Here is an 18,682-nt window from a genome sequence, read left to right as displayed (position 1 = left end):
CCCGTGCTCGTCCACGTCGACCCCGACCGGTGCTGCGGCGCCGGGCAGTGCGTGCTCGCCGCCCCCGACGTCTTCGACCAGGACGAGCGGGACGGCACCGTCGTCCTGCTCGCCGCCCGGCCCCCCGCCGACCTCGCCCGCGAGGTCGCCGACGCCGTCGCCGCCTGCCCCGGAGGGGCGATCCGGCTGGAGGAGGGAGTGCCCCGGTAGGCTGCCCCACCGTCGGCAGTGAGCAGCGGGGGGAGCGGTACGTGCAGGTCACCGGGTACGCCCCGCGCGAGGTCGCCGACCTGCGCGGCCGGGCCGGCGGGGCGCTGGAGCTCCGCTACGGCCCCGACGCGGTCGTGGTGGTCGGCGGCGTCCCCGGCAGCGGCAAGTCCACCCTGCTGCGCCGCTGGGACGCCCCCGCCGCCCTGGTCGACCCCCGGCTCACCCGCCTTGCCTGCCAGGCCCGGCTGCCCGCCGCCGTCCCGTACGCCCTCTACCGCCCCGCCGTGCGCACCCTGCACCTGCTGCGCACCCGCGCCGCGTTCCGCCGCCCCGGGCCGCTGCTGGTGCACGACTGCGGCAGCCGCTGGTGGATGCGCCGGGCCCTCGCCCGCTGGGCCCGGCGGAACGGGCGCGAACTGCACGTCGTGCTGCTCGCCGTCCGCCCCGCCGAGGCGCTGGCCGGGCAGCGGGCCCGGGCCCGCACCGCCGCGCCGCGCACCTTCCGGCTGCACGTGCGGCGGATCGCCCGGCTGGTCGCCGGGATCGAGCGGCGCGGCCGGGCCGCGTTCCCCGGCGCCGCGTCGGTGCTGCTCGCCGACGCGGCCTCCCGCGGACGGCTTGCCGGGGTCCGATTCGGACCCCGGCGCTGAGCGTCGGCGGACGCCCGGCCCCCGTCCCCGAGCCGGGCCCCGGGCTGGGTGTCAGTGGCCGCGGGCGATCCACTCGTCCAGGTGCGGGGCCTCCGCGCCGACCGTCGTCGAGTCGCCGTGGCCGGTGCGGACCACCGTCTCCGGCGGCAGCGACAGCAGGCGGCCGCGGATCGACTCGATGATGGTCGGGAAGTCCGAGAACGACCGGCCGGTCGCGCCCGGGCCGCCCGCGAACAGGGTGTCGCCGGTGAAGACCGTGCCCAGCTCCGGCGCGTACAGGCTGACCGCGCCCGGGCTGTGCCCCGGCGTGTGCAGCACGGTCAGCACCGTGCCCGCCACCGACAGCTCCTGCCCGTCGGCGAGCGGCCCGTCCGGTGCCCGGTCCGGGTGGGTCTGCCGCCACAGCACCTCGTCCGCCGGGTGCAGCAGCACCGGCGCGCCGGTCAGGTCGGCCAGCTCCGGCGCCGCGTCCACGTGGTCGTTGTGGGCGTGCGTGGAGACCACCGCGAGTAGCCGCCGGCCGCCCAGCGCCTCCTTGATCGCCGCCGCGTCGTGCGCCGCGTCGATCACGATCGCCTCCGCGTCGTCGCCGACGATCCACACGTTGTTGTCGACCTGCCAGGTGCCGCCGTCCAGGCTGAACTCGCCCGAGGTGACCAGCTGTTCGATCCGGGCCGCCATCAGAACACCACCACCGAGCGGAGCACCTCGCCGCGGTGCATCCGGGCGAACGCCTCCTCGACGCCGTCGAGCGGGATCGTCTCGCTGACGAACGCGTCCAGGTCCAGCCGGCCCTGGAGGTACAGGTCGATCAGCATCGGGAAGTCCCGCTCCGGCAGGCAGTCCCCGTACCAGGACGACTTCAGTGCGCCGCCGCGCCCGAACACGTCCAGCAGCGGCAGCTCCAGCGTCATCTCCGGCGTCGGCACGCCGACCAGCACCACCGTGCCCGCCAGGTCGCGGGCGTAGAACGCCTGCCGGTACGTCTCCGGGCGGCCCACCGCCTCGATCACCACGTCCGCCCCGTTGCCGCCGGTCAGCTCCCGGATCGCCGCCACCGGGTCGACCGTCCGCGAGTTGACGGTGTGCGTCGCGCCCAACTGCCGCGCGGTCTCCAGCTTCCGGTCGTCCACGTCCACCGCGATGATCCGGCCCGCGCCCGCCAGCAGCGAACCCACCACCGCCGCGTTGCCCACCCCGCCGCAGCCGATCACCGCGACGCTGTCGCCCCGGCCCACCTGCCCGGTGTTGATCGCCGCGCCCAGACCGGCCATCACCCCGCAGCCCAGCAGACCCGCCGCCGCCGGCGACGCCGCCGGGTCGACCTTCGTGCACTGGCCCGCCGCGACCAGCGTCTTCTCCGCGAACGCGCCGATCCCCAGCGCCGGCGACAGCTCGGTGCCGTCCTCCAGCGTCATCCGCTGCTTCGCGTTGTGGGTGGCGAAGCAGTACCACGGCCGGCCGCGCTTGCACGCCCGACAACGCCCGCACACCGCACGCCAGTTCAGGATCACGTAGTCACCCGGCGCGACCTCGTCGACCCCCTCGCCGACCGACTCCACCACGCCCGCCGCCTCGTGACCCAGCAGGAACGGGAACTCGTCGTTGATCCCGCCCTCCCGGTAGTGCAGGTCCGTGTGGCACACCCCGCACGCCTGCACCCGCACCACCGCCTCACCCGGCCCCGGATCCGGCACCACGACGGGCACCACCTCCACCGGCGCCCCCTTCGCACGCGCGATCACACCCCGGACGACCTGAGCCATGTTCCGTACCCGTCCTCACTCGCTCGACGGCGACGCCCGAGACCGGACGCCGCCCAGCAGCGAACTTACGCCGATCCGCCGCGGAAATCGCCCGTTCGGCCCTACGGCACGCGAAGCGCCTCCGGCGGGGCGGGGCCGAACGAGTAGGGACGGGCCGGGCGGGGGCGCGGGGAGGGCGGGTCGGACGCCGGTCCGTCAGAGCACGTCGCGGTGGTGCTCCTCGACCACCACCTCGTTCACGGCCCGCCCGCCCAGGTAGCGGCGGCGGCCCAGCACCCGGGCGTACACCACCACGCCGATCAGGCCCGCCGCCATCAGCACGACCCCCACCACCGTCAGGTTGACGCCCGCCAGGTGCCAGTCCACGCCGAACGCCAGGATCGCCCCCACCGCCAACAGGATGATGCAGCCACCGAGTCCCATGATCGCCTCCGTCGTCGTGTCGTCGCGCCCCGCCACCGGGGCCGCCCGGCGCCTACCCCCGACCGGCCGGAGGATTCCCGCCCCGCGCCCGGGACTGCGCGGGCCGCGGGCGGGCAGACGGATGATGGAGGAACCGTGCTGGAGCCCCGCCCGCCGGACGGTCGGGCGGGCGGGCGGGGCAGAGGTGGAGGGAACGCCGATGGTGTCGAAAGGTGAGCCGGACCCGCGGGACGAGGTCACGGCGGACGAGGTCGCGGCGGAGCTGGCCCGGATCGCCGGTGAGGTGGAGGACCGGGACGAGGACCCCCGGGGCCCGCTGGCGCGCCGGATGGGCACGCTGGTGGTGAAACTGGGCGGCCCGCTCGGACGGGGCGGGCGGCGGCTCGGGGCGGGCTCCCGGACCGGACTGCGGGTGCTGACCGACCGCCTGCTGGACGCCGCGCCGCGGATCCCGGTCCGGGACCTGGCGACGCTGCGCGCCCAGCACCCCGGGGCCGCCACCCCGGAAGAGCTCGCGGACCTGCTCACCACCGGCTCGGTGCGGGCCTCGACGGCGGTCGGCGCGAGCGCTGGGGCGGTGGCGATGATGCCGGTGCCGCTGGCCATGCCGGTCGAGCTGGCGTCCGAGCTGCTCGCCTCGGCCGCGATCGAGCTGAAGCTGATCGCCGAGCTCTACGCCGTCTACGGCCAGGTGCCGCCCGGCACCGCCCGGCAGCGCTCGTACGCCTACCTGGCGGTGTGGAGCCAGGGCCGCGCCCTGGACCTCACCCGCCCCGGGGCGCTGCTGGCGCTGAACCGCGGCGCCGCGCTCCGCCGACAGGTCAGCAAACGGCTGACCCGGGCGGGGCTGCGCAAACTGCCGACCCTGGCCCCGCTGATGGCCGGCGCGCTGCTCGGGGCGCGGATCAACCGCACCGACACCCTCCGGCTGGCCGTGACCGTCCGGATGGAACTGCGCGAGCGCCGCCCCGCCGACCTCGGCTACTGGGACGCCGCCGAGGCCCGGCCGGAGCGCTGACGGCTCGGCGCGACTCGGCACGCGGCGGGGCGGTCCCGGGCGGCGGTCAGCCGCGGGGGATGCTCAGCAGGGCGTGGGCCCGCTCGTGGGTGACCAGTTCGGCGAGCAGCGGCTCGGCCAGCAGCGAGACCGGCGCCAGGTGGTTCGCGTCCAGCGGCCGCCAGAGCGGCATCGCCGCCAGCAGCTCCGCCCACGCCCGCTCGGCGAACTCCTCCGGGAAGCGCGGCTCCACGGGCGGTGCGGGCCGCTGCTGCCCGTCGACCCACCGGGTCACGGTCGCCGTCAGCACCACCACCCCCGGCGGCGGGACGGCGGGCGCCCGCTGCGCCTCCCGGGCGGCGGCCCGGTGCGCGGCGAGCCGTTCGACCAGGGCGTGCACGGCCGCGTCGAACTCCGGCGGACCGAAGACGAGTCGGAACCCCGGCTCGGCCGACGCGGCCTCGTACGCGGCGATCGCCGCCCGGGTCGGCTCCGGCGCCGACTCGCGCAGTCCGGGCAGCGGGAGCAGCGAGTCGTGGCGGGCCTCCCGCTCCTGCCGGAGCAGGACCGGCAGGAACTCGCGGCTGAACAGCGGTTCGGCCAGGTAGGTCTCCTGGTCGCGCGCTCCCCGGAAGGCGCCCGGCAGTTCGCGCTCCCAGCCGTGCAGCAGCGCCCGCAACTGCGTCGCCAGCAGCCCGGCGCGCGGCCGGCCGAACGCCTGGGCCTCCTCCAACAGGTCGAGCGCGGTGTCGAGTTCGCCCGCGAGCGCGGCCCGCCGGCCGCGCTCGGTCTCGCCGTCCCAGAAGTCGCGGGTCGGCCCGGCCGGGCGGCACACCGCGTGCAGCGAACGCCACTGGCGGTACATCAGCTCGGCGAACGACCCGAACCGCTCCGGGCCCAGGCCCGACCAGGACGCCAGCCAGTAGCCCGCCCACTCGCCGTCCTCGTCCACGTCCTCCGGGTCGAGCAGCATCACCGCGCTGTCGCCGGCCAGCGAGAGCCGCAGCGAGCGGGCCAGCACCCGGGCCTGGCGGGTCAGCCAGGCGTCGTGGTCGTCCGCGTCCCCGTCCCCGTCCGTGTCTTCGCCTTCGCCCGCGTCCTCGGCGAGGCCCTCCCAGGTCCTGATCCAGGTGCGGTCCGGGGTGTCCCGCAGCCAGGCGAGTTCGGTGGTGCCGGCCATCCGTTCGATGAACAGGCCGGCGTTCCGCCAGCCGTCGGTGACCAGCAGGAACTCGCGCAGCGAGGGCGGCAGCGGGCGGCCGAGGCGGGCCTCGGCGGCGGCGACGGCCGCCTCGGTCGCGGGGGCGAAGCCGAGCCAGCGGTCGCGGAGCACCTCGGGGGCGAGCGGGCCGGCCCCGGGGTCGTCCTGCCGGGCCGTGATCCACTCGCCGCTCCACAGCCCCAGCAACTCCCGCCACCGCGCCCGGTCCATGCCCCGCCCCCAGCCCTCCCGACCCGATCGAACGGGGCCCACTCCATCACGGGCCACCGACAGCGGTTCGGCCGTTCGTGTGGTGGGCGGACGGCATCGGTGAAGGTTCTGCGTCGGTGCGGGGATCCCGGGGCCGGGCGGGTAGTCGGGCTCCTGCCGGCAGTTATCGGCAGCACCGCTCCCGGCACCGTCCCCCGCCGCCGTCTGGAAGGAAGGCCACCCCGCATGGCCGTCGCCACCTGCTGGTCCACCGCCGTCACCCTCCCGCACAGCCCGCACCCCCACCTGGCGGTGGAAGCCGGGCTGCACTTCGACTCCGCGCTGCCGTACGCCGTCCGGCTGGTCTTCCCGCCGGTCGGCCGGCTGGACGCGGTCGAGTGGGTGTTCGGCCGCGACCTGCTCAACGAAGGACGCCTCGCCCCCGCCGGCCACGGCGACGTCACCGTCCGGCCCGGCGCCGAGGGCGAGGTGCTGGTCACCCTGCGCGGCGGGGGCGGGGAGGCGGTGGTGAACGTCCCGGCCGAGATCGTCACCGGCTTCCTGGTCGAGTGCTACGCGCTCGTCCCGGCCGGCCGCGAGCACGAACACCTGGACGTGGACGGCCTGGTGGCTCGGCTGACGGTCTGACCGGGTCGGGGCCGGGGACGGGGACCGGGGCCGGGGGAGGGCTTGGGGAAGGAGCGGGCAATCCGGGCGGCCGGCGGCGACGAAGACCGGGCAGTCGTGTCGTCGAGTCGTCGCGGCCGGGAGTCCCGGCCGCCGCAGGGGAGGCCGTTGTGCCGGTCGGGGAGTGCGAGAACGTCGTCGTGGACGGGGTGGCCACCGGATGAGCCACGTCGTCTCACTGGCCCCGCCCCGGCGGCCCGGGCCGGACCTGCGGGAACTGCTGGCCCGGGTGGTGCGCGGCGACCAGGACGCGTTCTCCGCGCTCTACGACGCCGTCGCCGGACCGGTGTTCGGCCTGGTCCGGCGGGTCGTCCGGGACGCCGCGCAGTCCGAGGAGGTCGCCCAGGAGGTCCTGCTGGAAGTGTGGCGCACCGCCGCCCGCTACCGGGCCGAACGCGGCGAAGTCCTGCCCTGGGTGCTGACCATCGCCCACCGGCGCGCCGTCGACCGGGTCCGCTCCGCGCAGGCCGCCGCCGACCGCGACCGGCGGGCCGCCACCGCCGCGCACGGCGGCGCCGCCTACGACGAGGTCGCCGAGCAGGTCGAAGGCCGACTCGAGCGCGAACAGGTCCGCCGCTGCCTGCGCACCCTCACCGAACTCCAGCGCGAGTCGCTGACCCTCGCCTACTACCGGGGCTACAGCTACCCCGAGGTCGCCGAGGTGCTCGGCGCCCCGCTCGGCACCGTCAAGACCCGGATGCGCGACGGACTGATCCGGATGCGCGACTGCCTGGGGGTGGGCGCGTGACCACCACCGACCCGTACACCGGAACCGGCCACCCGGACCCGCACACCCTCACCGGCGCGTACGCCGCCCACGCCCTCGACCCCGAAGAGAACGATGCCTTCGAACGCCACCTCGTCCACTGCCCGTCCTGCACGCGGGAGACGGCGGAATTCGCCGCCGCGCTGGCCCGGCTCGGGGCGGCCGAAGCCGTACCCCCGCCGCCGGAGCTGAAGGCCCGGGTACTGGCCGCGCTGCCCGGCGTCCGCCAGGAAGCCCCGCAGGTCGCCGACCGGCCCGTCGCCCCGCCCGGCCGCCCCGCCCGCCGCGCACCCCGCTGGGCCCTCGCCGCCTGCCTCGCGCTCGCCCTCGGCGCGGGTGCCGTCGCCGTCCGCCAGCACCAGGACGCCGAACAGGCCCGCGACCGGGCCGCCGCCCTCACCCGCCAGCAGGAGACCCTCACCGCCCTCCTCACCGCCCCGGACAGCCACACCGCCAGCGCCCCCGCCGGCGGCGGCGGGACCGGCACCGTCGTCTGGTCCGCCACCCGCGGCAGAGCCGGCTTCCTCGCCACCGGACTACCCGACCCCGGCCCCGGCCGCACCTACCAACTCTGGTACGACGACGCCGGCACGATGCGCCCGGCCGGCCTGCTCCCCACCGGCAGCGGCACCCTGCTGCTCACCGGCCCGCTCGACGGCGCGGCAGGCGTCGGCGTCACCGTCGAACCGACCGGCGGCTCCCCGCACCCGACCGGCGCGCCGGTGCTACTGCTGGCGTTCGGCTGAGCGAAGGGGGCGGGGAAGGGGGACGGGGACGGGGACGGGGCGCGGACACCTCACCGGGTGGTCCGCACCCGCGAGGCGCCCGTCCGGGCAGCGCCAGCGGGACCCCGGGCGCGACGACACCTGCGCGCCCTCACGGCCCTCCCCACCCCTGGAGCTTCCCCACGGACCCGGACACCTGGAGACCGGGACGTGAGGTTCCGGAGGAAGTGGAGCCGGGTGAGCGACAAGCAGGGCAAGCGGTAGGTGGGAGGAGTCCGCCCCGGGAGCCGTCACGTGGCCGGCACGGCGTCTTCGTGCCGGCCACCCTTTGGCCTGGAGAGGAAGACCCGGCGGGTCGGCAGCTCGATTTCCGTGACGATGACGGCGATCTCCTCTCCGGCCTCGAAGTCTTCCACCGGACTCACCGCAGCCCGGCCGTGGACTTCCCTGAAGGGGACCAGTCCGACAATCCCGTCCCCGAGGTTGACGAAGATGCCGAAGGGGAGCACTTTCCCAACCGTTCCGCGGAGTTCCTGGCCCGCTGCTGTGTGGTCGGCGAAAGCCCGAAGGGGGTCGGGCTCCAGTGCCTTCAGGGACAGCCTGGCCTCCGCGTTGTGGGTGTCGAACTGGAGGAACTCGCACGAGACGCGCCGGCCTACCTGAACGACATCGGTGACAGCGTCGATATGCCGCCAGGACAGTTCGGGGATGGTGATGAACCCGACACCGGGGAAGGTGGGATGGGCAGGCCCGTCGTCCAGGGTCACGAAAACCCCGAACCGTTCGATCGCCGCGACGGTCCCGGACACGATGTCGCCGCGGTGCAGAGACTCCAGGAACGCCCAGAGGTCCGGACTCTCGGACTGCCAATCCATGCCGCCACCCTGGCACACGACATCGTGGGCCGACCATGTCCTCGACGAACTGTCCCCCTGCGATTGCCTCAGCCGTCGGCACCGTGATCGGCCGGACGAGGAGGCGTGGTTCTTGTCGGCCAGGATCGGCGGGCGGGTGTCCGGGGGCGTGGCGGAAGCACCGACGGGGACGAGCGGATCACGAGGCGTTGTCGCGGTGGCGGCGGGGCGGGAGGGGGAGGAAGGAGCTGGTGCGGGCGGTGTACTCGGCCCAGCCGGGGCGTTCGGTGGTGGCGAGGTGGCGTTCGAGCATGGGTTTTCCGCTGCCGAAGGCGAGCAGCCAGGTCATCAGCAGGGGGCTGCCGACGAAGAGCCAGCCCGCCGGGGTGTCGGCGGCGAGGAGGAACAGGCCCCACCAGACGCAGGCGTCGCCGAAGTAGTTGGGGTGGCGGGTCCAGCGCCACAGGCCGCGGTCCATGACCCGGCCGCGGTTCGCCGGGTCGGCTTTGAAGCGGGCGAGTTGGGCGTCGCCGACGGCTTCGAAGAACAGGCCGACGGCCCAGAGGGCGGTGCCCGCCCAGGCGGTCGGGCCGGGTGGGGTGGGCTGGTACTGGGCGGCCAGGACCGGGAGGGCGACGAACCAGACGAGGGCGGCCTGCAGCAGGTAGACGATCCGCAGCGCGTACCGGGTGCGGGCCGGGCCGGCGGGGGCCTTGGCCAGCATCCGGGCGTAGCGCGGGTCTTCCGGGAGGCCGCGGGCCCGCCACCACAGGTGCGCGGCGAGCCGCAGGCCCCAGACGGTGACCAGCGCGGTGGCCAGCGCCCGCCGCCCGTCGTCCCCGTACCCGGCGGAGAGCCCGCAGCCGGTCAGCGCGACGGCGGTGAACGCCAGGCCCCAGGCGGTGTCCACGTCCCGGTGCCGGCCGGTGCGGAGCCCGACGGCGAAGGCGAGCAGCATCACGGTGAGTGCCGCGCCCGCGGCCGCCGCCGCGCCGACCGCGAACGCGGCGGCGTTCACCGCTCGCCGTCCCGGTCGAGCAGCACCTGGTGGACGTTCAGGTAGCCGGTCCGGAATCCGGCCTCCGAGTAGGCGAGGTACAGCTCCCACATCCGCCGGAACACCTCGTCGAAGCCCAACTCGGCGACCTGTCCGGCCCGTTCGGTGAACCGTTCGCGCCACAGCCGGAGCGTCTCGGCGTAGTGCGGCCCGTACGCGTCCGCGCTGTGCACCCGCAGCCGGGTGTGCGCGGCGGCGGTGTCGGCGATCGCCCGCAGCGAGGGGATCTGGCCGCCGGGGAAGACGTACTTGAGGATCCAGGTGTACGTGTCGCTGCTGGCCAGCATCCGGTCGTGCGGCATGGTGATGGCCTGGAGGGCGACCCGGCCGCCGGGGGCGAGCAGCCGGTCCAGGGCGGTGAAGTAGGCGGGCCAGAACGGGCGTCCGACCGCCTCGATCATCTCGCAGCTGACGATCGCGTCGTAGCTGCCCCGGGCCTGCCGGTAGTCGCACAGCCGGACGTCGACCCGGTCGGACTGCCCGGCGTCGGCGATCCGGCGGCGGGCCAGCGCGAGCTGCTCGGCGGAGAGCGTCAGCGTGGTCACCTCGGCGCCGCGGGCGGCGGCGCGCAGCGCGAGTTCGCCCCAGCCGGTGCCGATCTCCAGCAGGCGGGTTCCGGGACCGACCCGGGCCAGGTCGAGCAGGCGATCGATCTTGCGGTGCTGGGCGGGCACCAGGTCGGCCCAGCGGGTCGCGGCGGAGGGCGCGGAGAACACCGCCGAGGAGTACGACATGGTCGGGTCGAGGAACAGCGCGAACAGCTCGTTCGACAGGTCGTAGTGCCGGTGGATGTTGCGCGGCGCGTTCGCGGTGGTGGGGCGCTCGGCGGCCGGCGGGCGGCGCACGTACAGCCGGCGCAGCCACCCGGTGCCGGGCGGCACCAGGGTCTCCGGGCGGGCGGCCAGCGCGGTCAGCAGCCGGGCCAGGTCGGGGCTGTCCCAGTCGCCCGCCTGGTACGCCTCGCCGAAGCCGATCAGGCCGCCCGCCCCGACCCGGTGCGCGAACGCCGCCGGGCGGTGCAGCCGCAGCACCGGCGCGTCCTGTGCGTCCGGGGATCCCGGTGCGTCCGGCGAGCCCGGCAGTTCGATCCGCAGCCCGCGCAGCGCCGCCGCCCGCCGCAGCAGCCGCCCGGCCGCCGCGGCCCGCAGCGGGGCGTGCGGCACCCGGGCGACGTCCGGCCAGCGCAGCGGGTCGACGGCGGGCGGGTGGACGGTGGTGACGGTCATCGGCGGGCGGCCTCTCCAGGACGGGGACGGGGACGGGGATGGTGACGGGGACGGGCTGGTGGTCGTCATCGGCGGGTGGCACCTCCGGGGCCGGCCGCAGCAGGGGCCGCGGCAGGGGCCGGGGCCGTGGTCGTGGGCCGGGGGTGGACGGGCAGGCCGCGCAGCCACAGCCGGATGCCCTGGGCGCGGATCCGCAGGCTGACCGCGTAGGTCGCGAACGGGTGCCGCAGGACGGCGCGCAGCAGCGCGGCCGGGGTGGCCGGGCGGCCGGTGCCGGAGACGGTCGCGGTGAACGCCCGGCCGCCGGGCAGGTCGAGGCGGACGGCGAGGTGCAGCCGGGCGCCGTCGGGGGCGGGTTCGGGCAGCAGCAGGTGGTAGCGGCCGTCGAGCGGCAGGAACGGCGAGACGTAGAACGCCTTCGCGGTCTCGGCCCGCCCGGCGGCGTCCGGGGGCAGCAGGTAGCGGTGCCGTCCGCCGTAGGTGTTGTGCACCTCGGCGACGGTGCACAGCGGCGCGCCCGCCGCGTCCCGGCACCAGTACACCGTCAGCGGGTTGAAGACGTACCCCAGCGAGCGGGCCTGGGTCAGCATCAGCACCCGGCCGGCCGGCGGCAGGCCGTGCGCGGCCAGTTCGCGGTCCAGGTCGGCACGGAGCGCGACGGTGTCGGAAGGGGTGTGGTCGCGGGGCAGGAAGCGGGCCAGCGGGCGGAGCGGGCGCGGGAGTTCGGGCAGCCGGTCGAGGTCGACCAGCCAGAGGAAGCCGCGGTGCCGGAAGAGCCGGCGCGGCTGGGCCCGGACGTGCGTGGTCCGGGTCTCGTACAGCACCGCGCCCCACGGGCCCGGGAGCGGGGCGGCCGGGCGGCTCACGGCGCGACCGCCGCGAGCAGGTGGTCGGCGGCGGCGAGGCCGGAGCGGCAGCCGTCCTCGTGGAAGCCCCAGCCGTGGTAGGCGCCGGCGAACGCGGTGCGGGCGGTGGTGAGTTCGGGCAGGCGGCGCTGGGCGGCGACCGAGCGGGCGGTGTAGACGGGGTGCTCGTAGACGGTCCGGGAGACCACCAGGTCGGCGGGGACGGGGGCCTGCTCGTCCTCGTTCAGGGTGACCAGGTAGTCCTCGGCGCCGCCGAGCCGCAGCAGCCGGTTCAGGTGGTAGCTGACCCGGACCCGGTCGGCGGACGCGTCGCAGCCCGGCATCCGGTAGTTCCAGGAGGCCCGGGCCCAGGCGGCCCGGGGCAGCAGCGAGGCGTCGCGGTGCAGCACCGTCGGGTTGCGGGAGTAGCCGAACGCGCCGAGCACCTCCTGTTCGGCGGCGGTCGGGTCGGCCAGCAGCCGCAGCGCCTGGTCGGCGTGGACGGCCACCACCACGGCGTCCGCCCGGGTCGACCGGCCGTCCTCGGTGGTGACGGTGACGCCGTCCGGGTGCCGGCGCACCGCGCGGACCGGCGCGTCGCGGTGGACGGTGCCGGACCGGGCGGCGACCCGCTCGGCGATCCGCGCCACGTACGTGGCGGAGCCGCCGGTCACGGTGCGCCAGGTCGGCGAGCCGGTGACGCTCAGCAGGCCGTGGTTGGACAGGAACGCGAACAGGTAGCGGGCCGGGTAGTCGCCGGCCACGTCGGGCGCGCAGGACCAGACCGCGGAGACCAGCGGCGTCATGAAGTGCCGCACGAAGTACGGGGAGAAGCCGTGCCCGTCCAGGAACGCGCGCAGGCTAGGGTCGCCCTGCCCCTGGTCCGCCAGCAGGGCGCGGGCCAGCCGGTGGAAGCGCGGCACCTCGCCGAGCATCCGCAGGTACCGGCCGCGCACCAGGTTGCCCGGCGCCGCCAGCAGCCCGCCCGGGCCGCGGGCGCCCGCGTACTCCAGGCCGCAGCCCGCGCAGGACACCGACATGCTCATGTCGCTGTCCTGCGTGCGGACGCCCAACTCCTCGAACAGCTTGACCAGTTCCGGGTAGGTGCGGGTGTTGTGCACCAGGAAGCCGGTGTCCAGCGCCAGCTCCCGGCCGTCCGCCGCCGTGGTCCGCTGGGTGTGCGCGTGCCCGCCCAGCCGGTCCGCCGCCTCGAACAGCTCGACCACCGCACCCGCCCGCGCCAGCGCGTACGCCGCGCTCAGCCCCGCCACCCCCGCACCCACCACGGCCACCCGCCGGGCCCCCGCCCGCTCCCGCTCCGGCCGGTGCGCCGGGGACGGGACCGACCCGCCGGTGGAAACCGTGCCGAGTGTCGTCACGTCGCTGTCCTCCGCTGTTCCGCTGTTCCTCGGCCGCGCCCGGGCGGCCCTCGCAGTACGGATTCGGAGGCGGCGGTGGCGCGGATTGGTCCGAACGGGTCAGCTTCCGTCCGCGGCCCGCCGACCCCCGTCCAGCACCTCGGGCAGCCGCCGCGCCACCGCGTCCGCCAGCCCCTCGAACTCCCGCCGCAGGAACGGCGTCGCCAGCCGCGCCAGCCCGTGGAAGCGCAGCCGCGCCCGGTAGCGCACCACCGTGCCGTCCGGGCCCGGGTGCAGGACGATCTCGTCCGTCGCCGTCACCGTCCGGTTGCGCCCGACGAACACCAGCCGGTCCGACTCCCGCACCACCCGCTCGTACACCAGCTCCGTCCGCCGCCCCCGGAACACCGAGACGTTCCGCCACCGGCCCCCGCCCGCCCCGAGCGGGACGCACTCCACCGTGCCCGGGTCCCACTCGACGGTGTGCGCGAAGTCCGCCAGGTACGCCAGCACCTCGCCGGCCGGCCGGCGGACCGCGAGCTCCCGCACCACCTCGATCATCGGAGCCTCCTGTGCGCACAGTCGTCGGGACGTCGAACGGGGTTCGGAGCCGCGACCGCAACGGATGGGCGCGGACGGGCGGACGGGCGGCGGGGCGGGCCCTTCAGCGGGGGATGGCCGTTCAGCGGGGAGGGCCCTTCAGCGGGGGAGGGCGCGGGCCGCCAGGTCGAGCGCCCCGGCCAGCGAGCGCGGCAGGGCGGCCGCCGACGGCGGGCCGGAGGGACCCCAGCCAGGGCCGGCCACCAGGACGGCGGAGGCCGTGCGCGCGCCGCGGTGGCCCCAGCCGGACTCGGCCAGCAGCCGGACCAGCCGGTGGTCCGCCGTCTGCGCGTTCTGCGACCAGAGCAGCACCGCCGACGGGCCCAACCGCCGCTGCGCGTCCAACAGCGCCCGCGCCGGGACCGACGCCCCCAGCATCCGGAACGGCAACCCGCGCTCCGCCGCCCCCGCCGCGACCGCCTCCAGCGGCAGACTGTGCTGCTCCCCGGGCATCGCCGCCAGCAGCAGCGGCGGCCCCGGCCGCACCGGCACCGCCGCCGCCCGCAGCGCGACCGCCCGCAGCACGCTCGACACCTGCCAGGAGAGCAGGTGCTCCACCTCGACGTACCGCTCCCCGTCCGCCGCCCACCGCCGCCCGGCCGCGCGCAGCGCCGGGGCCATCACCTCGGTCCAGGCCCGCACCGTGCCCAGCGCGTCCACCGCCGCGCCGAGCAGCCGGGCCACCTCGGGGGCGTCCAGCCGCAGCGCGGCCGCCGCCAGGCCCCGGCTGCCGGGTCGCGGGGCGGGCGGCCGGGGTGCGGCGGCGAGCGGCGGGGTGCGGTCCGGCCGTGGGGCGCGGTCCGGCTCCGGGGGGTCGGCGGGCCGCGGGGCGTGGCCGGGGTGCTGGGCGTGGCCGGGGTGCTGGGCCAGGGCGGTGCGGGCCGCCTCGCCGGGCGGGAGGCCGTGGGCGGTCAGCCGGCACATCGTCTCCAGCACCGAGACGTCCTCGCTGTGCCAGCGCCGGTGACGCCCGGGCTCGTGGCGGCTCGGGCCGATGCCGTAGCGGCGCTCCCAGGAGCGCACCGTGGTGGGCGACACCCCGAGCTGCCGCGCGACCGCGCCGGTCGGCAACCCCGGGTCGTCGGCGGGGGCCGGGTCATCGGTGGGGGCCGGGTCCGGGACGGCGCTCGGGTCGTCGGCGGTGTCGGGGCCGGGGGAGCTCGCCGGACGGGTTTCCGGGGGCGCGGGGGGTGTGGTGAGCGTGGGGAGCGTGTGGGGACGCGGCATGCCGCGAGTGTGCGCCCGGTCGTGGCCCGGCGCCTTCTCGCAGCGTTCTTGCAGCGTTTTGGAGGGGCCGGTGTCCGGCGGCGGTCGCGAAACGCTGCACCAGCGCTGCGAGTGGGCCTCCGGTGCGGTACGGGCGAAACCTTTCATCGGGGAGGGGTAGCCGCGGTGGGCAGGGCCCGCCGCCCGGAGAGGAGAACCGCCATGCGATCCCACGACCGGACGTCCGCCGACCGCCGCCTGTCCCGGATCCACCGCCTCGGCGCCGGCCTGTGCGCCCTGCTGCTGGCGACCTTCGGGGCGCTCGGCCTCGCCGACGGCCTGCCCTACTTCGGCACGCGCGGCGAGCCGGTCGCCGGGCTGTCCGGCAACGGACTGCTCAGCACCGTCTCGCTCGCCACCGCCGCCGTCCTGCTCGCCGCGGCGCTGCTCGGCGGGCGGCAGGCGTCCACCGTCACCACCACCGTCGGGGCGCTGTTCGTGCTGAGCGGCTTCGTCAACCTCGCGCTGCTCGACAGCCCGGCCAACGTGTTGGCCTTCCGCGTCCCGAACGTCCTGTTCAGCTTCGCGATGGGGCTGCTGCTCGCCACCCTCGGGATGTACGGCCGGGTCAGCGGCGGGCTCCCGCACGACAACCCGTACTGGCTGCGCCGCCACCCGAACGCCGCGCGCCCGAACGCGCTGCCCCCGAACGCCGTGCTGCCGAGCGCCGTGCCCGGCCGGGCGGCGCTGCCCGGCGGCCGCGGCTGAGCCCCGGCCGCCCGTCGACGCCCGCCGACGCCCGCCGGCACCCGTCGACACCCGAACCGACCACCTCCGAACCGGCACCCGACCCCCTCACGGAGAGGCGGCAGATCCGATGGACACCCGACTGACCGCACGGGAACGCGTCCTGCTCGCGGAGATCGAGCACCGGCTGCGCCGCACCGACCCCCGGCTGGACCGGCGGCTCGCCCGCCGGCCCGGGCCCGTCGCCCGGTGCGCCCACCGTCCGGGGGTACTCGTCGTCACGGTCGCCCTGTCGGCCACGGCGGCGGCCGCCGCCGCGCTCTGGGCCGGTGCGCTGTGGGTCGGCGCGGGCGGGCCCTGGGCGGCGCCGGCGGTGCTGCTGGCCGTCGGGGCCGCGCTGCTGAGCGCGCTCGCGCTGCGCCGACTGGCCCGGCGGGGAGGGGCGTGAGGGCGCGGCGGGGGAGGGTGAGCGGCGGCGTTGCACCCTGCGGTGGAACCGGGTGGGCGGGCCGTGACCCCGGCGGGGGTCGGGAGTTGGAGCGAGTGTGACAGAGCCTGCGCATACCAGCCCGCTGCCCGTCGTCCGCCCGCAGTGGACGCTGCTGCAACCCCTGCTGGCCAGCCTCTCGGCGGCCGGGGTGCCGCTGCGGCCCGGCGACCTGGACCAGTTGCAGCACGCCGCCGCGATCGGCCCCGAGTTCGCCCACGCGCTGGCCCGGTGGATCCGGGACGCGCACACCGCCGGACCCGCGCAGCCCCCGGCCGCCGCGGTCCGCAGCCTCGCCCCGCGCGCCGAGCGGCCCGCGCTGGGGCCCGCCGTCGCGGACCGGCACGCCTCCTGAGGGGCGGCCGGAGGCCCCGAACGACCTCCCGACGGCCCCGCGTCGACCACCCGATCGTCCCGGCCGCGTAACCGTCGTGGCCCGTGACCCGTTGGACGGAGCATGCCCGTGATCAACGAACCGCGCCGCCCGCAGGGCGGGCAGCAAGCGGCGACGCCCCCGCGCGTCCCCGAACCGGCCGAACCGCACGGCCGGCCCGCCGGCCCCCACCAGCTCGGACACCACGCGTCCGGACACCACCCGTCCGGGCACCAGGCGCACGGCAGTCAGCAGCACGGAAGCCAGCCGCACGGCCCGCAGGCCCACGGCCACCAGCCGGGCGGGCACCAGCTGGGCGGGCACCCGTCGCACGGCCCGCAGTCGCTCGGGCACCAGGCCGCCGCCCAACTGCTCGGCCTGCGCGAGGTGATGCTGCCGGCCGCCGTGGTCGCCGCCGCCGATCTGCTGCTGGGCGACGCTCTCGGCAGCGACGACCCGGTCACCCGGGAGGCGGCCGCCGCGACGCGCGGTAGGCTGCGGGCCGCGCTCGGTCTGGGGTAGCGGCGGGCGGTGGAGGCAGTGCGGCCCGCCGCCGGAATCCCGGTGGAATGGCCGGAAATTGACGGCAGATCGGCTTGAAGTCGCCGTTCCCGGAGGTTTCGGAAAGGAATTCAATTCGCCGGTGAATTGATTCTGCTGATTTCGGTTCATATTCGCGGACGCGCGCATTAGCCTCGTGCCATGGCGAACGGCGTGTTCCACACCCTGTACGGCATCGAGCTCAACCTCACCCGGCCCGACCTGGGCCACCCCGACCGTCCCGGGCTGCTCGCGGAGATCACCGCGCCGATCGACCGGCGCGAACGCGAACTCCTGGAATGCCTCCAGCACCACCGCGAAGGCCGCTGCGAAGCCGAGGACCGGGCGGCGGAACGCTCGCCGTGGATGCACGTACGGCGGCGCACCGTCGGTGGACGCACCACCTGGGTCGCCGCCCACCTGCCGCTCCGCCGCACCCCGACGCCGGACGAGGACGACCGGCGCAAGGCGCTCCAGGAGCGGATCGCCCGCGCCGCCGACCGGCACGGCTGCCGCTACGAGCTCGGGGCCCGCGGCGGCGGCGGGAGCGGGAGCGGCGGCGGGAGCGCGGACGGGACCGGGGGCGGGAGCCGGATCCGCAGCGACGTGCTGGTCACCGGCCCCGGCGGGCTGCGGATCGGCTGGGCCGCGCAGTACGCCCCGATCAGCGCCGAGGCGGTGCGCCGGCGCTCGCGGGCGGCCGCCGAGCACGGCATCGTGCCGCTCTGGGTGACCTGCGACCGGCGGGCCGCGCTGATCGACCGGGCGCCGTGGGCCCGGGTGGACGACCTGCCCTGGCAGCGGATCGCCTCCCGGTCGACCCGGATGACGGTCCGGGCGGGCGTCCGACACCTGCAGCAGTGGAAGTGCGTGCGCGGCAGCGCCCGCCCCTGTCCGCTGAACGGCTCCTGGTGCGGGCGGATGCACACCGGCTGGTACCTGCCCGCGCTCTGCCTCCCGGCCCGGCCCCCGCTGGACGTGGAGGAACTGGTCGGGGCCAGCGCCGCCGGCGAGCTCGTCCCGCTGCGGGTCCCGCTGCGCCCCGGGGCCGCCGCAGCCGCCGGGGCCGCCGGGGCCGCCCGGATGTGGGCGCCGGTCGCCGACCGGGACCGCTGGCGGGAGACCGTCGCGGAGGAGGAGCCGTCCGGCCCGGGCGCGCCGTTCGACGCCGGGGTCGACTACGCGTACGAGGAGCTCGACCCGGTCTGCCGCTACCGCGAGGAGGAGGGCCGGGCCCACGGCGGCCCGCGGCTGCCGCGCTCGCGCCGCCACGCGCACCACCGTGGCTACCCAGCGGCCGACGCCGGAGCAGACGCCGACGCGGGCGCGGTCGCCCTGCACACCCGGGACACCGTCCCCCGGCGGCTGCTGGTGATCCCCCCGCAGGTCCGTCGGGGCCTGGTGGTCACCGACGAGGAGCGCCGCGCGGCGGCCGTCCTGCTGGAGTGTCACATCGCCCACGTCGGCCCGTGCGGCGGCTGCGGTGCCCCGATCGACCGCTACGGTCCGCGCGGCGCGCACGCCTGCGCGCCCTGTCGGGCCCGGGTGATGGCGGGGGCGCTGCGGGGGTGACGGCGGGGGTGTCCGGGGGCCGTGACGCGCGGTAGTCGAATGGATGTGAGTTTCTACACGTCCAACACGACTTCGTCACAATCGGGCGCGATTGGCATAAGAGAGGTTCATACCTTTCATATGATCAGCGATGCTGCTCACCGGCTCCCCGGGCGGCCCGGATGCCAGGCCGCGCCCGCTGC

The 18,682-nt window shown here is 76.7% G+C and carries 22 protein-coding genes; 11 read left to right on the top strand and 11 right to left on the bottom strand.

Translation table 11 applies throughout. The features are described 5' to 3' along the window. Positions 1–3: 3 nt before the first annotated feature. Both KSE_RS03175 and KSE_RS38065 read left to right on the top strand, forming a co-directional pair. Entirely contained in the window at positions 4–210 is a 207-nt protein-coding gene (locus tag KSE_RS03175) for a ferredoxin (protein WP_014133823.1), read from the top strand. 41 nt (positions 211–251) lie between these two features. Next, entirely contained in the window at positions 252–860 is a 609-nt protein-coding gene (locus KSE_RS38065; RefSeq protein ID WP_014133822.1) for an AAA family ATPase, read from the top strand. A gap of 51 nt (positions 861–911) precedes the next feature. On the opposite strand, the gene KSE_RS03165 is transcribed toward KSE_RS38065, so the two are convergent. The 3 genes from KSE_RS03165 to KSE_RS03155 form a co-directional block, all read right to left on the bottom strand. Continuing rightward, entirely contained in the window at positions 912–1,541 is a 630-nt protein-coding gene (locus tag KSE_RS03165; RefSeq protein ID WP_014133821.1) for an MBL fold metallo-hydrolase, read from the bottom strand. Next, positions 1,541–2,626, bottom strand: a complete 1,086-nt coding sequence (locus KSE_RS03160; protein WP_014133820.1) for an S-(hydroxymethyl)mycothiol dehydrogenase — start codon at positions 2,624–2,626, stop codon at positions 1,541–1,543. The genes KSE_RS03165 and KSE_RS03160 overlap by 1 nt, the downstream gene beginning before the upstream one ends. A 195-nt stretch (positions 2,627–2,821) precedes the next feature. Then, positions 2,822–3,049 (bottom strand): DUF6458 family protein, encoded by a 228-nt coding sequence (locus KSE_RS03155; protein WP_014133819.1) that lies wholly within the window; start codon positions 3,047–3,049, stop codon positions 2,822–2,824. A gap of 199 nt (positions 3,050–3,248) precedes the next feature. Here KSE_RS03155 and KSE_RS03150 point away from each other — a divergent pair, with 199 nt between their 5' ends. After that, positions 3,249–4,067, top strand: a complete 819-nt coding sequence (locus tag KSE_RS03150; RefSeq protein ID WP_063747494.1) for a hypothetical protein — start codon at positions 3,249–3,251, stop codon at positions 4,065–4,067. A 46-nt stretch (positions 4,068–4,113) separates the two neighbouring features. Here the strand turns inward: KSE_RS03150 and KSE_RS38060 are convergent, their stop codons facing one another. Further along, positions 4,114–5,478 (bottom strand): SMI1/KNR4 family protein, encoded by a 1,365-nt coding sequence (locus KSE_RS38060; protein WP_014133817.1) that lies wholly within the window; start codon positions 5,476–5,478, stop codon positions 4,114–4,116. Between the two features lie 225 nt (positions 5,479–5,703). Here KSE_RS38060 and KSE_RS03140 point away from each other — a divergent pair, with 225 nt between their 5' ends. The 3 genes from KSE_RS03140 (at position 5,704) to KSE_RS03130 (ending at position 7,656) form a co-directional block, all read left to right on the top strand. Continuing rightward, complete coding sequence (locus tag KSE_RS03140) at positions 5,704–6,105, top strand: SsgA family sporulation/cell division regulator (RefSeq protein ID WP_014133816.1); 402 nt, start codon at positions 5,704–5,706, stop codon at positions 6,103–6,105. 199 nt (positions 6,106–6,304) lie between these two features. Beyond that, positions 6,305–6,892: an ECF RNA polymerase sigma factor SigK gene (gene sigK / locus KSE_RS03135; RefSeq protein ID WP_014133815.1), complete on the top strand. Its 588-nt coding sequence runs from the start codon at positions 6,305–6,307 to the stop codon at positions 6,890–6,892. Continuing rightward, a complete protein-coding gene (locus KSE_RS03130; protein ID WP_014133814.1) occupies positions 6,889–7,656 on the top strand; it encodes an anti-sigma factor in 768 nt (255 codons plus the stop codon). The genes sigK and KSE_RS03130 overlap by 4 nt, the downstream gene beginning before the upstream one ends. A gap of 269 nt (positions 7,657–7,925) precedes the next feature. Here the strand turns inward: KSE_RS03130 and KSE_RS03125 are convergent, their stop codons facing one another. The 7 genes from KSE_RS03125 to KSE_RS45590 form a co-directional block, all read right to left on the bottom strand. Continuing rightward, positions 7,926–8,510, bottom strand: coding sequence for a S1 RNA-binding domain-containing protein (locus KSE_RS03125; protein ID WP_014133813.1), 585 nt, complete (start codon positions 8,508–8,510; stop codon positions 7,926–7,928). Positions 8,511–8,688: 178 nt separating this feature from the next. Continuing rightward, positions 8,689–9,447 carry a DUF1295 domain-containing protein gene (locus KSE_RS03120; protein ID WP_081539806.1) on the bottom strand — a complete coding sequence of 253 codons (759 nt, stop codon included), beginning with the start codon at positions 9,445–9,447 and terminating at the stop codon, positions 8,689–8,691. A 56-nt stretch (positions 9,448–9,503) separates the two neighbouring features. Further along, entirely contained in the window at positions 9,504–10,841 is a 1,338-nt protein-coding gene (locus KSE_RS03115; protein ID WP_014133811.1) for a class I SAM-dependent methyltransferase, read from the bottom strand. After that, complete coding sequence (locus KSE_RS03110) at positions 10,838–11,638, bottom strand: DUF1365 domain-containing protein (protein WP_014133810.1); 801 nt, start codon at positions 11,636–11,638, stop codon at positions 10,838–10,840. Before KSE_RS03110 ends, KSE_RS03115 begins: the two co-directional genes overlap by 4 nt. After that, positions 11,635–12,909, bottom strand: a complete 1,275-nt coding sequence (locus KSE_RS03105; RefSeq protein ID WP_014133809.1) for an NAD(P)/FAD-dependent oxidoreductase — start codon at positions 12,907–12,909, stop codon at positions 11,635–11,637. Before KSE_RS03105 ends, KSE_RS03110 begins: the two co-directional genes overlap by 4 nt. Before the next feature lie 186 nt (positions 12,910–13,095). Further along, positions 13,096–13,536: an SRPBCC family protein gene (locus KSE_RS03100; RefSeq protein WP_014133808.1), complete on the bottom strand. Its 441-nt coding sequence runs from the start codon at positions 13,534–13,536 to the stop codon at positions 13,096–13,098. A 138-nt stretch (positions 13,537–13,674) separates the two neighbouring features. Beyond that, positions 13,675–14,802, bottom strand: coding sequence for a MerR family transcriptional regulator (locus KSE_RS45590; RefSeq protein ID WP_014133807.1), 1,128 nt, complete (start codon positions 14,800–14,802; stop codon positions 13,675–13,677). A 201-nt stretch (positions 14,803–15,003) separates the two neighbouring features. Here KSE_RS45590 and KSE_RS03090 point away from each other — a divergent pair, with 201 nt between their 5' ends. From KSE_RS03090 to KSE_RS03070, 5 genes are all read left to right on the top strand, one after another. Next, positions 15,004–15,549 carry a DUF4383 domain-containing protein gene (locus tag KSE_RS03090; protein ID WP_014133806.1) on the top strand — a complete coding sequence of 182 codons (546 nt, stop codon included), beginning with the start codon at positions 15,004–15,006 and terminating at the stop codon, positions 15,547–15,549. A gap of 109 nt (positions 15,550–15,658) precedes the next feature. Beyond that, a complete protein-coding gene (locus tag KSE_RS03085) occupies positions 15,659–15,976 on the top strand; it encodes a DUF3040 domain-containing protein (RefSeq protein ID WP_014133805.1) in 318 nt (105 codons plus the stop codon). Positions 15,977–16,073: 97 nt separating this feature from the next. Continuing rightward, entirely contained in the window at positions 16,074–16,370 is a 297-nt protein-coding gene (locus KSE_RS03080) for a hypothetical protein (RefSeq protein ID WP_014133804.1), read from the top strand. Positions 16,371–16,478: 108 nt separating this feature from the next. Further along, entirely contained in the window at positions 16,479–16,910 is a 432-nt protein-coding gene (locus KSE_RS03075; RefSeq protein ID WP_014133803.1) for a hypothetical protein, read from the top strand. A gap of 180 nt (positions 16,911–17,090) precedes the next feature. Continuing rightward, complete coding sequence (locus tag KSE_RS03070) at positions 17,091–18,500, top strand: hypothetical protein (protein WP_014133802.1); 1,410 nt, start codon at positions 17,091–17,093, stop codon at positions 18,498–18,500. The last annotated feature ends 182 nt before the right edge of the window (positions 18,501–18,682 follow it).

It is taken from the genome of Kitasatospora setae KM-6054 (assembly GCF_000269985.1).
Taxonomy (GTDB): domain Bacteria; phylum Actinomycetota; class Actinomycetes; order Streptomycetales; family Streptomycetaceae; genus Kitasatospora; species Kitasatospora setae.
Note: the sequence above shows the minus strand (reverse complement) of the source record. Positions and strands in the feature narration are given on the sequence as shown.

Coding starts and splice junctions, on each gene's coding strand:
- KSE_RS03165 (WP_014133821.1), bottom strand. CDS start 1,541: ATGGCGGCCCGGATCGAACAGCTGGTCACCTCGGGCGAGTTCAGCCTG.
- KSE_RS03120 (WP_081539806.1), bottom strand. CDS start 9,447: ATGCTGCTCGCCTTCGCCGTCGGGCTCCGCACCGGCCGGCACCGGGAC.
- KSE_RS03160 (WP_014133820.1), bottom strand. CDS start 2,626: ATGGCTCAGGTCGTCCGGGGTGTGATCGCGCGTGCGAAGGGGGCGCCG.
- KSE_RS45590 (WP_014133807.1), bottom strand. CDS start 14,802: ATGCCGCGTCCCCACACGCTCCCCACGCTCACCACACCCCCCGCGCCC.
- KSE_RS03070 (WP_014133802.1), top strand. CDS start 17,091: ATGGCGAACGGCGTGTTCCACACCCTGTACGGCATCGAGCTCAACCTC.
- sigK (WP_014133815.1), top strand. CDS start 6,305: ATGAGCCACGTCGTCTCACTGGCCCCGCCCCGGCGGCCCGGGCCGGAC.
- KSE_RS03100 (WP_014133808.1), bottom strand. CDS start 13,536: ATGATCGAGGTGGTGCGGGAGCTCGCGGTCCGCCGGCCGGCCGGCGAG.
- KSE_RS03115 (WP_014133811.1), bottom strand. CDS start 10,841: ATGACGACCACCAGCCCGTCCCCGTCACCATCCCCGTCCCCGTCCCCG.
- KSE_RS03090 (WP_014133806.1), top strand. CDS start 15,004: ATGCGATCCCACGACCGGACGTCCGCCGACCGCCGCCTGTCCCGGATC.
- KSE_RS03085 (WP_014133805.1), top strand. CDS start 15,659: ATGGACACCCGACTGACCGCACGGGAACGCGTCCTGCTCGCGGAGATC.
- KSE_RS03150 (WP_063747494.1), top strand. CDS start 3,249: ATGGTGTCGAAAGGTGAGCCGGACCCGCGGGACGAGGTCACGGCGGAC.
- KSE_RS38060 (WP_014133817.1), bottom strand. CDS start 5,478: ATGGACCGGGCGCGGTGGCGGGAGTTGCTGGGGCTGTGGAGCGGCGAG.
- KSE_RS03125 (WP_014133813.1), bottom strand. CDS start 8,510: ATGGATTGGCAGTCCGAGAGTCCGGACCTCTGGGCGTTCCTGGAGTCT.
- KSE_RS03140 (WP_014133816.1), top strand. CDS start 5,704: ATGGCCGTCGCCACCTGCTGGTCCACCGCCGTCACCCTCCCGCACAGC.
- KSE_RS03155 (WP_014133819.1), bottom strand. CDS start 3,049: ATGGGACTCGGTGGCTGCATCATCCTGTTGGCGGTGGGGGCGATCCTG.